The sequence below is a fragment of the Paremcibacter congregatus genome (genome assembly GCF_006385135.1).
GTDB classification, from domain to species: Bacteria; Pseudomonadota; Alphaproteobacteria; order Sphingomonadales; family Emcibacteraceae; genus Paremcibacter; species Paremcibacter congregatus.
The window spans coordinates 3,983,930-4,000,191 of sequence record NZ_CP041025.1 but is presented as its reverse complement, the minus strand read 5'-3'; the positions used below and the strand labels follow the sequence as shown (position 1 = coordinate 4,000,191).

The 16,262-nt window shown below is 46.3% G+C and carries 12 protein-coding genes and 1 pseudogene; 12 read left to right on the top strand and 1 reads right to left on the bottom strand.

Annotation, left to right across the window (positions count from 1 at the left end; all coding sequences use genetic code 11):
* Positions 1 to 28 precede the first annotated feature (28 nt).
* The 8 genes and pseudogenes from FIV45_RS17485 to FIV45_RS17455 all read left to right on the top strand — a co-directional run.
* Positions 29 to 1,609: a serine hydrolase gene (locus FIV45_RS17485; RefSeq protein ID WP_099473063.1), complete on the top strand. Its 1,581-nt coding sequence runs from the start codon at positions 29 to 31 to the stop codon at positions 1,607 to 1,609.
* The gene (locus FIV45_RS17480; RefSeq protein ID WP_099473061.1) at positions 1,609 to 3,249 is read left to right on the top strand and encodes a M20/M25/M40 family metallo-hydrolase; all 1,641 of its coding nucleotides are present in this window, start codon (positions 1,609 to 1,611) and stop codon (positions 3,247 to 3,249) included. Before FIV45_RS17485 ends, FIV45_RS17480 begins: the two co-directional genes overlap by 1 nt.
* Positions 3,246 to 4,355 carry a mandelate racemase/muconate lactonizing enzyme family protein gene (locus FIV45_RS17475; protein ID WP_099473059.1) on the top strand — a complete coding sequence of 370 codons (1,110 nt, stop codon included), beginning with the start codon at positions 3,246 to 3,248 and terminating at the stop codon, positions 4,353 to 4,355. Before FIV45_RS17480 ends, FIV45_RS17475 begins: the two co-directional genes overlap by 4 nt.
* 224 nt (positions 4,356 to 4,579) lie before the next feature.
* The gene (locus FIV45_RS17470) at positions 4,580 to 5,203 is read left to right on the top strand and encodes a 2-hydroxychromene-2-carboxylate isomerase (protein ID WP_099473057.1); all 624 of its coding nucleotides are present in this window, start codon (positions 4,580 to 4,582) and stop codon (positions 5,201 to 5,203) included.
* A 29-nt stretch (positions 5,204 to 5,232) separates the two neighbouring features.
* On the top strand, positions 5,233 to 6,282 hold the full coding sequence (locus tag FIV45_RS17465) for a branched-chain amino acid aminotransferase (protein ID WP_099473054.1): 1,050 nt from the start codon (positions 5,233 to 5,235) through the stop codon (positions 6,280 to 6,282).
* A 32-nt stretch (positions 6,283 to 6,314) separates the two neighbouring features.
* The gene (locus FIV45_RS17460) at positions 6,315 to 7,340 is read left to right on the top strand and encodes an N-acetyltransferase DgcN family protein (RefSeq protein WP_099473051.1); all 1,026 of its coding nucleotides are present in this window, start codon (positions 6,315 to 6,317) and stop codon (positions 7,338 to 7,340) included.
* Complete coding sequence (locus FIV45_RS18815) at positions 7,330 to 7,458, top strand: transcriptional regulator domain-containing protein (RefSeq protein ID WP_235868154.1); 129 nt, start codon at positions 7,330 to 7,332, stop codon at positions 7,456 to 7,458. Before FIV45_RS17460 ends, FIV45_RS18815 begins: the two co-directional genes overlap by 11 nt.
* A gap of 358 nt (positions 7,459 to 7,816) precedes the next feature.
* Positions 7,817 to 8,032: pseudogene (locus FIV45_RS17455) on the top strand (integrase core domain-containing protein); the annotation flags it as partial.
* A 338-nt stretch (positions 8,033 to 8,370) separates the two neighbouring features.
* Here FIV45_RS17455 and FIV45_RS17450 read toward each other — a convergent pair.
* Positions 8,371 to 9,081 (bottom strand): hypothetical protein, encoded by a 711-nt coding sequence (locus FIV45_RS17450; RefSeq protein WP_133118583.1) that lies wholly within the window; start codon positions 9,079 to 9,081, stop codon positions 8,371 to 8,373.
* A 280-nt stretch (positions 9,082 to 9,361) separates the two neighbouring features.
* Between FIV45_RS17450 and FIV45_RS17445 the strand changes: the two genes are divergently transcribed.
* The 4 genes from FIV45_RS17445 (at position 9,362) to FIV45_RS17430 (ending at position 16,205) form a co-directional block, all read left to right on the top strand.
* Positions 9,362 to 9,925, top strand: coding sequence for an RNA polymerase sigma factor (locus tag FIV45_RS17445; RefSeq protein WP_099473042.1), 564 nt, complete (start codon positions 9,362 to 9,364; stop codon positions 9,923 to 9,925).
* A complete protein-coding gene (locus tag FIV45_RS17440; RefSeq protein WP_099473039.1) occupies positions 9,885 to 10,967 on the top strand; it encodes a FecR family protein in 1,083 nt (360 codons plus the stop codon). The genes FIV45_RS17445 and FIV45_RS17440 overlap by 41 nt, the downstream gene beginning before the upstream one ends.
* Before the next feature lie 83 nt (positions 10,968 to 11,050).
* Positions 11,051 to 13,678 (top strand): TonB-dependent receptor, encoded by a 2,628-nt coding sequence (locus FIV45_RS17435; protein WP_099473037.1) that lies wholly within the window; start codon positions 11,051 to 11,053, stop codon positions 13,676 to 13,678.
* A 91-nt stretch (positions 13,679 to 13,769) separates the two neighbouring features.
* Complete coding sequence (locus FIV45_RS17430; RefSeq protein ID WP_099473034.1) at positions 13,770 to 16,205, top strand: S9 family peptidase; 2,436 nt, start codon at positions 13,770 to 13,772, stop codon at positions 16,203 to 16,205.
* Positions 16,206 to 16,262 lie beyond the last annotated feature (57 nt).

Genomic DNA, 16,262 nt, shown 5'->3' with positions numbered 1-16,262 from the left:
GACGCTCTCTTTGTCAGGAAGCCTGACCGTGTTTACTGGCGTTCAGGTCTACGCCGGTAGCCCCTCTCAAAGCCAGGAAAACAGCGGCCTCACGACCACTGAGATAGACCGGCTTGTTGAGCGGACTATGGAGATCTTCCAGGTGCCAGGCATGGCGGTTGGCATTATCAAGGACGGTAAGGTCATCCATGCCAAAGGCTACGGTGTCAGGGAAGTTGGCAAAAAAGGTAAAGTTGACGAGGAGACATTATTCTCCATTGCCTCAACCGGAAAATCCTTTACCGCAGCCGCTCTGGCGCTTCTCGTTGATGAAGGCCGGATCAAGTGGGATGATAAAGTCATCGACTATATCCCCGCCTTCCAGATGCATGATCCGTGGGTGACGCGGGAGTTCACTGTCAAGGATCTGCTCATTCATAACAGTGGTCTTGGCCTTGGGGCCGGGGATCTGATGTTTTGGCCAACTTCAAGCTTTAGCCGGGACGAAATCATTCGCAACTTGCGCCACCTGAAGCCTGTCAGTAGCTTCAGGACCGAGTATGCCTATGACAATCTGCTTTATATCGTAGCAGGTGAAGTGATTGCGGCCGTATCTGGTATGTCTTATGAGGATTTTGTTGATCGCCGAATTTTAAAGCCTCTTGGCATGAAGCACTGTGCGGCCAATCGCAGTCGCCTCAAAGGGCACCGGAATATCGCCGAACCCCATGTGCTGCTGGATGGTAAACTTCAAACCACCTTCCGCCTTGAGGAAGTATACGAGCATTCGATTACTGCTGCAGCGGGTGGCATCCAGTGTAGCATCAAAAGTATTCTCAAATGGCATCATATGCATTTGGAAAAAGGCAAGCTTCCTGGCGGTGAAGTGTTCCTTTCGAAAGCCGAACAGGCCCGCATATTGACCCCCCAAACCATCACACCTGTATCCACAAATAAACAGGGCTGGTTTGGGACAAACTTTTCAGCTTATGGTCTTGGCTGGTTCCTGGAGGACATGTATGGGGTCAAGGTGGCCAAGCATTCAGGCGGTCTGCAAGGCATGACCAGCCTCAATGTGATGGTTCCTGACCTTGATCTTGGTGTTGTTGTTTATACCAACCAGCAGGCTGGTTATGACAAGCATGCCATTGTTTATTCCATTCTGGAGGCCTATCTGGCGGACACTAAATTGGATTGGGTATCTAAACTCCATGAGCAACAGAAGATACGGGTCGTTGATGCCGCAAAAACTGTGCCTGACCTTGAGGCGGCGCCTTATACGCCCGACGGTGATCTTGGCCGCTATGCGGGTGTTTACAAAGATCCGTGGTTTGGGGATGTGGACATAAGAGAGACCGGGGAGGGCCTCACTTTTACCTCAGTCCGGTCAGTACGCCTCAAGGGTAGTATGGCGCCTTACAAACCTGGCATCTTTATTGTCCGCTGGGAAGACAGGAGCCTCAACGCAGATGCTTATGTGAGGTTCACGACAGGCTATGACGGTAACCCTGAAGGCTTCACCATGAAAGCGATCTCAAAGCTCACGGATTTTAGCTTCGATTTCCATGACCTCGATTTTAAGCGTCTACAACCGACAGCGAACAACTTAAAAAAACTAGAGAAATACTGATGCATAAGTTTACCAGAATACTATCCTGCTACACTCTCCTGCTCCTGGCCATGACACGTTGGGCGCAGGCCTCTGAGGTTGATCTGGATATTGTGACCAAAATCCGGGATGAGGGATTTAACCGGTCCCAGGTTATGGAAACCTTAAGCCATCTGTCTGATACAATCGGGCCAAGGTTGACCGGTTCGCCCCAGATGCTGGAGGCGAATGAATGGACAAAAGAAAAGTTGACAGAATGGGGGCTGAAAAATGCCCATCTTGAAGCGTTTGAGTTTGGCAGGGGCTGGAGTGCCAACAGTATTCAGGTCTTTATGACCTCACCCCGTAAGGTGCAACTGACGGCTTTGCCACTGACATGGCTACCGGGAACGGATGGGCTTTTAGAAGCAGGGATCCTCCATGCCCCGATGAAAACAGTCAAAGACTTTGAAAAATATAAAGGCAAACTGCGGGGCAAGATTGTTCTGGTCAGTAAAATTCCCGAACAGAAAGAACCAAATAAAAAGCCATTTGTGCGTCATGACGGGGAAAGTCTTAAAAAGAAAGGGCAATATGATGTTCCTCTGAAGGACAAGGGTAAGAAGTTCGAAAAAAGCTTTCTAAAAACCATGGCTTTCCTCAATGAACTGAATGACTTTCTTACAGAAGAAGGGGCCGTGGCTCAGGTGCGAAGAGCAAGGCGCAGCGGTATGATCATTAACTCTGATGATTATCTGTATCGCTCGGATCACCCCGCCACCCTGCCGGGTGTGGCCTTATCTGCCGAGGATTACGACAAGGCAGTTCGTCTCCTTAATAAAACAAGTGAGGTCACTCTCAGCCTCAATGTGGATGTAGATTTCCATGAGGAGGACAATAAGGCCTATAGCACACTTGCAGACATCTCGGGTAAGGGCAGGGACCCTGAAATCGTGATGGCGGGGGCTCATATGGACAGTTGGGCTGGCGGTGACGGAACGGTTGATAATGCGACCGGTGTTGCTGTTGTTATGGAAGCGGTCCGGATATTAAAGGCCATCGGCATCAAGCCCAAAAGGACAATCCGTGTTGGTTTGTGGGGCGGAGAAGAACAGGGACTTTACGGTTCCCAGCAATATGTTCATGACCATCTGGCAACGCGCCCTGACGGCCAAGATGAGCGGCTCAAATATATGGCGCCTATGGCGGCACAGACTTTTGGTGGTTATCCGATCAAGTCCCAAAAAGATCATGAGCGTTTTTCTGTTTATTTCAACCTGGATCATGGTTCCGGCAAGATCAGGGGGATTTACGCCGAAGAGAATGTGGCGGCAGCCAAAGTCTTTGAAGACTGGTTCCAGCCGTTTCATGATCTGGGGGCAACCGAGGTTACCTTGAACAAGACTTATAGCACAGACCATGTGGTATTTGATCAGGTTGGTTTGCCGGGTTTTACCTTCATACACGAGCCTTTGGATTATTTTAACCGACTTCATCATACCCAGCTTGATGTGTTTAATCATGCCTATGAGAAAGACCTTAAGCAGGCGTCAGTAATCTTGGCGAGCTTTCTTTATAACGCCGCCATGAGAGAGGACCGTATGCCGCGTAAGTCCCTACCGACCGGCCCTAATGATTTTAGCAAAGACTATGACAAAACCAATAAAGAAGACGACAAATGAAGATAGACCATATTGAAATCGGTAAACTGCAAATCCCTTTCACCCAGCCCCTCAAGGTGGCCATCGGTGAAATTGACAGCGCGGATAATGTCATCATCAAGATTGTGACGGAGAGCGGTCTATGTGGTTGGGGGGAAGCAAGCCCAACCCCTTACATCACCGGTGACAGCCCTGAAACCAACTTTGAGACAGCACAGTTATTTGCACGCCTCCTCAAAGGTAAGGACGCACTCGCCATAGACGCCCGTATGGTGGAACTGAATGCCTTCACGGTAGGGGAGCCGTCTATCCGCTCCGCCTTTGATATGGCGCTTTATGATATTGCCGCCAAGGCGGCCAACATGCCGCTCTACCGTTTCCTCGGTGGAGAACGCCGGGAGATCAGAACTGACCTCACTATTGGGCAGCAGGCCACCGTTGAGGAGACTGTCGCTCAAGCGCAGGCCATATTGGATGCGGGCTTTGATGCCATCAAGATGAAGGTGGGCCGCCCGGGGTTAGAGGATGTGGCCCATGTGAAAGCCGTACGTGATCTGGTGGGGCCTGATATAGCCATCAAGATAGACAGCAATCAGGGCTGGGACTATCCCACAGCGGTTGCCAACATTAGGGCGATGCAGCCTCTGGGTCTCCAATATTCCGAGCAGCCACTGAAGGCCTGGGATCATGATGGGTTTGTCCGCTTGAGAGAGAAAGTGGGCCTACCGATCTGTGCGGACGAGAGTGTTTTCACAGACAAGGATGCCTTGAAGCTTATCAAGCTAGGAGCTGCTGATTATTTGAACATCAAACTGGGCAAGGCTGGCGGCATCCATACGGGCCTCAAGATCAATGCCATCGCCGAGTCGGCTGGCGCCAAATGCATGATTGGCTGTTTTGGAGAAAGCAGGCTCGGTCTCTCGGCGGCCGCCCATCTCGCTATGGCGCGACCCAACATTGTTTTTCTAGATTTGGATAGCGCCTATCATTTCAAAAGCGACCCAGTCATTGGCGGGGTTGTTTTCGATACTAAGGTTGGGGGGCTTTTGCACTTACCGGACACGCCGGGACATGGAGCTGAAATCAAGGAAAGCTATCTGGATGAGAAGACTAAAATTGTGATCTAAGGCGATGACGAAAGTGAAAACAATACCCCCCTAAATCTAAAGATGGGTCAGAAAGACGTCTAAGGTAGAGCCGCGTAAACATCCCTCCTCCTTTCTTTGCGTGTGCTCTACCACACTTGGGTGACAGGTCAAAACTATCCGGTGAACCTGTCCCCCCCCTTTTTTTTGCCTTCGGGCCAAAGCTATTGAGATTTAATATTCTAGCATGAGCAGGAAAAGACATTATGAAAGAAGAGGCTGAAATATATCTAGAGTTTTGGTATGACTTTGCGTCATCCTATTCTTATCTTGCGACAGTCCAGATTGGAGCTTGGGCTCAGGTCCGGGGTATTGCAGTGAGGTGGCGGCCATTTCTGTTGGGTCCGACCTTTGAAAGCCAGGGCTGGAACAGTTCTCCCTTTAATATCTTTAAAAGAAAAGGGGATTACATGTGGCGGGATATGGAGCGTTGTGCCGCTCTATATGGATTGACGTTCCAGAAGCCACTCCATATTTTTCCCCAAAACGGTCTGTTAGCGGCGCGGGTGGCGCTCTGCTTGCCGGATGGTGTACAACGGGGCACTTTCACCAAGCGGGTTTTTCAGGCTGAATTTGCCGAGGGGAAGGATATAGCAGAATGGGGAACCGTCGTTAGAATTCTAGAAGATATGGCGCAGGATGCGTCAGTCATTTTGCCGCAAAGCCAGAGCGAATTCATTAAAGGTATCCTGCGATCTTATACAAAAGAAGCGGAAAGTAAGAGGATATTTGGCGTGCCAAGTTTTGTCACGCCTGACGGTGAACTGTTCTGGGGCCATGACCGATTGGAACAGGCGTTGAACTGGTGTAGCGGCGATGCCGCAAGGTAATTGATTAATTAGAATAGAGACGGAATGAGATGTATATAAGACAAGATATATTGGACGCGGTCGCGGCCAAGAAGATGCCGGAAGACAGGACATTCGGCAAGGCGGTCCTGCCGGCCATCTGTGTGGCCCAATATAAGAATGGCCAGTGGTCGGAGGTGGAACTCGGTTTTGACCGGGACCATAGGCTCTCCGGCGGTTCCACGGCGGTTCAATATGCTCAGAGTATTTTTGAAGGAATGAAGGCCTATTTTGTCCATCAAGTGACACCGCAAATCTTCAGGCCGTATGATCATGCGGTGCGGTTCAGGCGCTCTGCCGAACGGATGTGTATGCCGCCGGTGCCCAGAGAAATGTTTGTTTATGGGGTCAACCTTCTCTCGCGGTTATATGCCGATGTCATCCCCCGAGAGGCGGATGGCGCTCTCTACTTAAGACCGTCCTTATACGGCACGGACTATTCACTGAGTATTGAACCCTCAGAGAGTTATCAGTTTACAATCCACGCGGCACCGACCATTCCTTTTTCCAAGGACATGAAGTCGGTCTTGATTGAACGGCGGAACAGCCGGTCTGCCGTGGGCGGAACAGGTGGTGTTAAAGCCGCCGGCAATTATGCGGCGGGCTTCCAGTCCTTAACAAGAGCGAGACAACTGGGCTGCGCCACCAGCCTGTGGTTGGACCCGTTAGAAAGCAAATACATTGAGGAGCTCTCCTTGATGAATTTCTTTGTGGTCAGAGAAGGGGAACTGCATACCCCTACCTTACAAAATAGCTTCCTGCCGGGCATTACCCGCCAGTCTCTTTTGACACTGGCTGAAGATTTAGGCCTGCGTATTGCAGAGAGAAGGATTGATATCAATGAATTGATCAAGGAGATTGAGACTGGAAGCGTCACAGAGGCATTCTCCTGTGGTACAGCGGCGGTTGTATCGCCGATCAGATCTTTGAAGGAAGCGTCAGGGACGGAATATGTCTTTAGTGATGAACCTGGTCCCATCACGCGAACGCTCCGTAAACAGCTGCTTGATATCCAGGAAGGTCGAACAGCTGACCGCTTTGGTTGGATGCAATCCGTTTGAACTATTGCCTATTATGAAAGAGACAACCTAAAATGACACAGAAACCCCTTGACCTTAAAACCCCTTATCTTTTGTTTCTGGGCGATGCTCAGGAAGATGGTCTGGCGAAGACCGCTTTCGGCATCCATGAATGGTGCCCGGAAAAATGTAAAGGCCAGATGCGCTTGGACGGTTGCAAGGTCGATCTGGGTCTTGAAGACTTGAATCCGGTAGAAGCCAAGACCGTTCATAATGTGGGAACTCTGGTGATCGGGGTGGCTAATCTGGGTGGCTATGTGCCGGATAACTGGGTTGCTCCCCTCTGCGGGGCTTTGCGGGCTGGCCTTGATATTGCCGCAGGCCTTCATACCAGACTGAATGATATTGAGTTCCTGCGAGAGACGGCCAAGCAACTTGGACGAACCATCTATGATGTGCGGCAGACAACCCAGGAGCTCAAAGTAGGTAATGGCCAGAAGCGATCCGGCAAGAGATTGCTGACCGTGGCCGCCGACTGTGCCATTGGCAAGAAATATGCGGCCCTTGCCATCGCAAAAGAAATGCAGAGCCGGGGTATGGCGGCGGACTTCAGAGCTACGGGTCAAACAGGCATTCTCATTGCGGGCGGCGGTATCGGGATTGATGCGGTTGTGGCCGACTTTATCTCAGGGGCTGCCGAGATGGTCAGTCCTGAAAATGCAAAAGACCATTGGGATATTATCGAAGGACAGGGGGCTTTGTTCCATCCGGCTTATGCGGGGGTGGCGCTCGGTCTGCTCCATGGTAGTCAACCGGATGCGCTTGTTATCTGTCATGATCCTGACAGAAGCCACACGGCCTTTATGGAAGGCTTTGCGCTGCCAGATATGGAAACCGTCATCAGAAGAAACATTGAAGCCGCCCAACTGACCAATCCCCATGTGAAGGTGGCGGGGATTTCGGTTAATACCTCCAGAATGACGGATGACGACGCCAAATTCTATATGGCGGATTTAAGCCAACAGACCAAACTCCCGGTCTGTGATCCGGTCAGAACAGGCATGAACAATATCGTGGATTATTTGGTTCATGACAGATAAGGAAGATACAGATATTAATCAATATGCAGAACTGGATGGTAAAAAACCGTCAGTATGGGTTTGGGAGTTTCTGAAGCGTAATCCAAATTATAGAAAACCTGAGGCAGAAAATAACTAGATGATGAGACTGAGGATGAATGATAATACTCCCCTTTTTAGGGTACTTCAGAAGTAGAACCAGTTAAGCGGCCATGGAATGCATAGCCAATTTTTGCATTGGCGTTATGCCGCCGATGATGTAGCGCGTTGCTGTACTCGGTGAACTCAATTGTGCGGACGATTGAGAAACGCCCAGTTCCTTTTGTTAAGTCTTAAGGGTATTTAGCCAGATTTTTGCCGTTATCAATTTTTTTTGTAAAAGCACCCACTTTTTCTGAATTTTATTTTAGATTTACGGCGGCTCAGAGTTAGCACGGTTTCTAGCACGGAAAATATTATATTGATTTTATATTCTTTATTCCTTCCGTATATGCTACGGGGCTGAGTTCACAGCTCAAATAGTCAGAGATTGGCTCAGGTGTGTAGGGGCTAAAACACTTTTTATTGAACCGGGTTCGCCGTGGAAGAATGGCCATAACGAAAGTTTTAATGGAAAACTTAGAGATGAGTTATTGAATATGGAGATTTTCTATACTCTGAAAGAGGCAGAAATATTAGTCGAACGCTGGCGGCAGCACTACAACACCGACCGGCTGTTTTGGCTTACACTACGTTCCAGCCGTCACAGCAGGACGACAAAAGTGCCAAAAGCCTAACTTAAACATTGGACCACTCAATCGGGGCACGTCACGGGCGACACGTTTGCCGGTCGCGGGGTTCTTGATGAACCGTTGTCGGTTCCAGACCAGCTTGCCGATATAGAGTTCGTTATTATCAGGGAGAACCTTTGCATATTATTGGGTTTGGGGCGGGACTAGAGTTTAGTGAACTAAAAACAAAGTTTAAAGGGCGAAGGTGATCCAGCCCCCGATAACTCACAGGAAGTTGAGCCAGAATTCTTCTTAATTTATTCTAATGTTAACTCCAGCAGCTAGCACTTATATTTTAGGCCGTAGGTCTGCACGAGAGTGTCAAATTCAGCGTCCAATTTTCTTCTGCAATAGTTTTTCGCTAAATTCATGATGATTTTGATATTGTCTTTTGTCGTTAGACCTATCAGACGTTTATTCAGGTCCAGTTGCTCAAGTAGTATTTTTTCTTGCAGCACGAACTGGCCTGTTATGCCGTAGAGGCCATTTAACTGCCCTAGGTAATGTAATTTCCTGAAATCATCATCCTCTGTGTTTTTGAGGATAGCCATGTTTTCATATACTAATGGGATCGCCTTTGAGAATTTTTTTTGAGTAATAAGTAGCTTATAGTAAACAAGGCGGCTTATGGTGGCCGTGTCATGTTTTGGATCAAAATATTTTTTTGATTGGATATAAGCCTTTTCTACCTTTTCAGGAATTTGATCCAGATGGCCAGCTTTATCATAGTATCGAATTAACGTTTTTAACCGGCTAGTGTAGTATGGGCTATCCTGCCCATAAAGGGCTTCGCTGCCCTTTAACATTCGCTCACCATATCTTATGGCTTTCTCCCAATGTTTTTTTGTGGCCGCTTTATCTGCTTTAACAGCGACCTTTCCTATTTCTTCCTCCGTCCACTCATCCATTTTTGCAGATGTAAATCCTACATATGATTGACCGAATAAGAATAGGAGTAAAACAGGAAGAAATACTGTTCTTCTTTTACTCATTGTATCCCTAAAGCACAGTTATATTTATACTCTTTTTTATTGAGTATAGTGTTTTTTCTGTGTTGAGGGAATATATAATCAGAAGTTGTTTGCTTGCATGCCTGAGATTTGCGGTTTCACCTTGTTTGGACTAAAATGCCTTAATTCGGATGTTTCAGGCCACGTGAATAGAAAACCTCAAAATAACAGCTTCGATTTTTTTAAAATAAGCTGTCCCCTCCTTGGTCGGTGAAATGTCATTACAATAGGGCGACACTGAGTTTTAAAATAAAGTTTGAATATGATGGCAGAACGAGAAGGCCTCATTAAAGAGTGGTATGAGCGGTATGGAGAGGATTTGTACCGAAGTTTGCGTTCGGCTGCAAAAAACCCGGAAGAGGCACAGGATATATCGCAGGAGACATTCCTCAAAGTAGCAATGAAGCTATCCGATAAAGAGTGCAGTGAAACTATTCTTAACCCTAAGGCGTTTCTGTATCGGGTGGCCTTTAACGAGTTTTATAACCGTTGCAAACGTCGGAAGCTTCATAACCACTTGCAACAATTGTTTGGGGAATCTGATGAGGCCTATATCTGTTCTATCACACCGGAGAAAATAGCTCTTGACCAGGAAGAATTGGCCGTTGTTCGTGACGCGATCTATGGTCTGCCGGATAAGCAGCGAGAGGTTTTCTTGCTTACCCGTGTGAATAACATGAGTTACCAGAACGCAGCGCGTAAGCTGGGCATTAAAAAAGATACAGTTAAGAAGCATGTCGTCAGAGTGTTGGCTGCGTTGCGCGTGGCAAGGGCGGGGTATTTAAATGATGAACCTAAAAAGCCGTTGGATTATGAAGATGGATAAAGCAATTAGATTGGATTTATTGGAAGAAGCGGAACGTTGGTATCAGTTGTTTAAATGTCATACATATACGATGGATGAGCGTGACGCTTTCAAGGTTTGGTATCAGGAGAATCCAGATCATCAACAGGCCTATGCTCAAGTTTTTAGTAGTTTTGAAAGTGGCTATGATATTAATGATGCTGTGGCAGAGTTTCAGACCAGAAAAGCCTCCCCAGAGATATGTCCTGGGCCTTCCGTAATGGTATGGTTCAAGACGTTTGCAGAGAGATGGAAGGTCGGTAGAGCTTCTGGTGCCTTTGCTGTTTTCGCAGCAATGGTGCTAGTCATACTTGTTAGTCGAATATGGATCGGAGGGCCGGATTATACTGAGTATTCAACCGGTATCGCCCAGCTGGAGCGGGTGAAACTCCCGGATGGTTCTGTTATTACGCTTGGCGCAGGATCTAAAATTCAAGTTTCTGTTTCTCAATCAAAAGAACGTCGTGTCATTATGGAGCAGGGGGAAGCTTTGTTTGCAGTGGCCAGAGATACGACGCGGCCATTCATCGTATCCTCTGGTGATATCAATGTGCGTGTGCTTGGGACAACATTTAATGTTCATAAGATGGGAGGGGACGTCACAGTTTCATTGTTGGAGGGTGAAGTGCATGTCGCTCAGGAAAAAGCGCTTTCATTCTTTCCATTTTTACCTCAGCAAAAATCGGCGGCACTAAGGCCTGCGCAGCAGATGTTAATAGTTGCGGGAATTATGCAGCCTGTAACGCTAAAAGATATCAATGAAATGGCGACTTGGGTCCAAGGACAGTTAAACTATTCAGGCGCACGTTTGAGCGTCGTAGTGGCCGATTTGAACCGTTACAGTGATAAACCTGTGATCATTGTTGATGTGGACTTGAGTGCTTTGCCTGTAACGGCTGTGTTTGGCACAGACCAGATTGGAACCTTCCTAGAAGGGCTACCTCATATATTGCCTGTCGAACTACGCCGAAAAGCAGATGGCAGCTATCTTATTTTTCGCCGAAAAAATCTGTCAGGAGTATAAATATTACTACTTTGTGTCCCCTTATATTTCTCCCAATTGTCTCTCTCATACGGAGCACAATAAAATAATTGAAGGAGAGAAACATGAAGGAATGTAAAACAAATACCGCGACTATAAAGTCGCAAAAATCAAAATATCAGTCGGGAAAATCTATGGCAGATAATCCAATCAAAGGCCTTGCGCTTACGTCTTGCTTAGCAATATTGATGGGAACTTCTGTAACGTCGGTTGGGGCTCAAGAAGTTCAGAGAGTTGAACGTTTCAATTTACAGTCTATGCCTTTGTCAAAGGCAATTGCCAATTTTTCAAAACAAACTGGTATTGTTATACTGGCCTCAAATGAGGCTTTTGAGAATAAAGATTCTGTTCGCATTTCTGGCCACTTTGAGCCGACACAAGCACTGGAAATTCTGCTCAAGAACAGTGGGCTGGTATATAGATTTAAGGGTGAAAACACAATTGTCATTAGTCCGATATCTGCACAAAACATTGATTTAGGGAATGGGTTTGAAAAGATATCCTTCAACACGCTGGCGGATTATGAGGCCAGTCTCGCACCCTATGACGATGATGAGCGGGCAGATGAGGTGGAGAATGTCTCCTTTGATGAAATCATTGTAACCGCAAGCAGGCGCGAGCAGAATTTGCAAGATGTGCCGATGGCGATAACGGCGGTTCGCCCAGAAGAGTTTACTTCTAAGGGCATGACTAACTTGAGTGATGTGATTGCCTTCACACCGGGATTTGATACTGGAACTAGTACTTTGGGCGGCCCTCCTGGCATAGGTAATTTAACAGCACGCGGTGTTGGTCAACAAGCTGTCTCTCCTGTTGTTGGAGTTTATGTGGATGATGCCCCTGTTAGCAGCAATATATTCGCCGCGTTTTTTGTTGATGGATTGCTTCTGGATCTGGAACGAGTAGAGTTTCTAAAGGGGCCGCAAGGAACATTATATGGAGCTACTTCTATTGGTGGAGCAGTGAAATATATTACACGTAAACCTTCATTGGATGAATTTAGAGGAACTGCTGCTGTAAATTTGTCTAGTACGAAACATGGTAGCTTTAACCAGATATATAATGGCCGTATTAGTATGCCAATTGTAGAAGATAAACTAGGCCTTACTGTTTCAGGGTTTTATGAAGATAATGGCGGTTTTGTCGATTTAGTAGACGGTGTTACAAGGAGTCTTGTTAAGAATAATGCCGATACTTATGAAAGATATGGCTATGCAGCAGATCTTTTATTTGCAGCATCCGATAGATTGGATATTCGGCTAAGCTATATGCGTCAGAATGCAGATTGGGGTGCTCAAAAAGGTGGGCAGCTTATAGTTGATGATAACCTTGTATCCACGTATGGCCTATACAAAACGATTGGTAATCCAGATGATAAACAAAATCTGGACAGTGACATATACAGTGGCACCTTAAATTATCAATTTGACTGGGGTACTTTAACATCTGTTAGTTCATACCTAACGGCAGGCTTAAGTTTGAATATAGATCAGGTCGGTTTCATTGGTTTTGTTAATACTCTTCCTGGCCATCCAACTGGAACTGATACAGGAGTTCCCACAATAACTCTTTCCAGTTATAAAAAATATATTCAGGAAGTGAGGTTAACTTCAGAGGTCGGCGATCATTTTGATTGGATTGTGGGCCTATATTATACTGATGAAGACGCTGTGCAAAGCCGCGCTATTTTAGGTTTCCCTTCGGGATTTGATATTACATCAGCCGATGCTCGCGACTCCTACAACGAATACGCAGTATTTGGTAATTTCACGTACCATTTCACGCCTGATCTGGATGTGACTGTTGGCGGACGGGTAAGCCGTCAAAACGTAGGATTTGCAAATACACAATCTGGTGTTCTGTCGCCTGATAATGGGGTGTTAAGCAATGAGATAGATGCTACGGCAGATACATGGTCTGCGGCGGTGGCATATCGTCCTCGCGAAGGCATGTCACTTTATGCGCGTGTTGCGAGTGGCTTTAGGCCTGCCAGAACAAATGCCCCTGTAAGTGATGGGAATGGTAGGATTGTTTCTTCTACTCTTGTCGCACCGGATACTCTTTGGAGTTATGAGGTCGGTGCCAAGGGAACAATGGATGATGGGTTGTTTACATATGATATGGCTCTTTGGTATATTGATTGGGGGAATTTTCAGACTAACGTGTCTATTGGTGCCATTAATTACATCGGAAATGCGGCTGATGGTCTTACAGCCAAGGGGTTTGAGGGAGCATTTTCTTTGAACCTGCTTGAAGGGCTTTCTCTTGTTTCCACTATTGCTTACGCCGATAGTACTCTAAACGATAATGAGCCGCTCATTTTTGGATTAAAAGGCCAACAAGTGCCGGGTGTGCCCAAATGGTCAGCCTCAATAAATGGACAGTATGGTTTTGCCCTTGGCTCAAATCTTGAGGGGCATGTTGGCGGTGGATTACGGTATTCCAGTAGCCGTCCAAGTGCTTTTGATGATGGCACACCAACATCTTTAACGGTTAATCTTTTATCTGACAGTTATGTCCTTGCAGATTTCAATGCAGGTTTTACTAAAGGCGCATATTCCTTTAATTTTTATGTGACTAATTTGTTTGACAAGCTTGCTTATAAGATTACGTCGGCCTCTCCCAGCAGAGCGTCTACCGCCACGCCTGTAACGCCAAGAACAATTGGAATGGTTCTATCTGCGAGCTTCTAAGTCCCACATTCCCTTTGGGTTATGAAATAATACATCCCCTTCCTCTTTTTATTGAGAAAGGGGATGTAAACCGACAACGAAATCAGCTGTAATGATTGATATTAAAGGAAAATACATGCTTAAATGTATGCGAGGAGTTTTTTATGTTTTATTGCTTTCAGGGATATTTGTAGCTGCAAGTATATTTTTACTGCTACCTGTAGCGGCCAATGATAAGTCAGAAATGTTTGCGAGATATGAGAGGGCTCAACATTTATATTTGGCGATGAATACTACAAAAGTGGCCCGTAATTCGACTGTATTCCCTGTCTGGATCGGGAATAGTAATAAGTTTTGGTACGAGCGGGAATTATTGGAGGGTAAAGAATACCGTCTGGTGAATGCACAAAATGCTTCAAATGAAGTAGCATTTGATCATCAGGCCTTGGCTAAGGAACTCACCAAAGTTACCAAGGAAAAAGTGGATGCCAGTAACCTGCCAATTAAAAAAGTTAAAATAGAGCTGAAACCACTGAGGGTAAGTTTTGAAGCATTCAATAAAAATTGGCTGTTTCAGGATAAAACTGCTGCTTTGACAGAAATCACTGTGCACCCTGTTAGCTGGGTTTTGTCCCCAGATGGAAAGCAGGCAGTTTTCACCCGAAATTATAACTTATGGGTACGCAACATTGAGAATGGCAATGAACGGGCATTAACAACAGATGGGGAGGAGTTTTACGATTATGCCGCAAGAACTACTCTTTGGGGAACATTACGTACCCCTAAAGGGAAGGGTGTTCAAGCGCGTTGGTCGCCCGACGGCAAGTCCATTTTCACGTTACAAAAAGACCGGCGGAAAGTAAAAACTTTACCAGTAGTGCAACATGTGCCTTTAGATGGAAGTATCAGACCAAAAGTAGAGAATTTAAAGATTGCTTATCAAGGGGATGAGAATGTTGCAGAATACCGATTGTTGGCCATTGATGTTGAGACTGGTCATGTTCAAGATGCTAAATATGGTCGGGTACAGAATATTCAGGATAGTAATACCGGCTTTTTTGATGAGCGGATGGGGTGGTGGAGTAAAGACAGCCGTCTTGCCTATTTTGTTGATATGGATCGCTACCATCAACGTGTAAGGGTGGTAGAGTTTGATATGTATACAGGGGTTACACGTGTATTATTTGAGGAGACTTCAGACACTCATATTGCTCTGGCCCCTAACGAAAATATGGTTCCTGTTTTTGTCCCTTTACCTGAAACACATGAAATTTTATGGTATTCGGAACGGAGCGGATGGGCGCATTTTTATCTTTATGATCTCAAAACAGGCAAGCTAAAAAATACTATTACATCGGGTAACTGGCGGGTAAGAGACCTAGTGTATTTTGATGCCGAGCGCCGCGAAGTTTTTTTACAAACATCAGGGCGGACAACAGGCAGAAATCCTTATTATCGTGACTTAGTGCGTGTGAATATTGATACAGGGAATCTCGTTCCGTTAGTTGCTAGCGATCATGAATATATAGCCATTGTTCAGCAATCCAGCACCGCTGTTTATGGAGCTGTTCGTGATATGAAACTATCAAATGGTATATCTCCAACAGGTGATTATGCTGTTGTGACACGTTCAAGAGTGGATCAGGTGCCAGTAAGCTTTCTGGTAGACAGGGATGGCCGCAAAATTCTTGATTTAGAAGTTGCAAATTTAACTTTGCCCAAAGGGTGGCAATGGCCGGAACCGGTTATGATGAAGGCTGCGGATGGTAAAACAGATATTTATGGCGTTATATACCGCCCTTCTGATTTTGATCCTAATAAGTCTTACCCCGTTGTTGATAGTGCTCTCTTATATAATCCGGTATCATCTTGGGTTGCAAAAGGGTCTTTTACCAATAGCGGCTTTTACGGCTTTAACTACTATGCTGAAGCAGCTTTAGCGGAGCTGGGCTTTATTGTAGTGCAGATGGATGGGCGGGGTATCGCCTATCGTAGCAAGTCTTTTCATGATGTAGGTTATGGCTTATTTGAAGCCGGGAATAACTTAAGTGATCATGTGGCAGGTATTAAGCAGCTTGCTGAGCGTTATCCTTACATGGATATTGACAAGGTTGGAATTGCCTCTATTCATGCCGGAACAGGAGCAGTTATGGGGTTGCTGCATTATCCTGATTTCTACAAGGTGGGCGCAGGTGCTCAGGCTTATGATTCCCGTTTGATGGTTTCGCTTGTTCCTGACAAATATGAAGGGCCGCACGGACGAGACCCAAACCAGAAATATTTGGAAGACCTCGCGGGAAATTTAAAAGGCAAATTATTGATGTTTGTTGCCATGCTTAACTATAGCGATTCTCCTCCTGCTTCCACCCTTCGCATCGTCGAAGCCTTGCAGAGAGCTAATAAGGATTTTGATTTGGTGGTTGAACCAAAAGTGACTAGGGGATTTAGCTTCTATCAGATTCGTCGTGCATGGGATCATTTGGTACGCCACCTACAAGGTGTGGAACCGCCGAAGGAATTTAATCTGGGGGATGAAAACGTATTCTAGATGAAGATACACGGCAATGCCTTTTTTGTAGAAGGTTATCTCACGTCTAGGATCAGT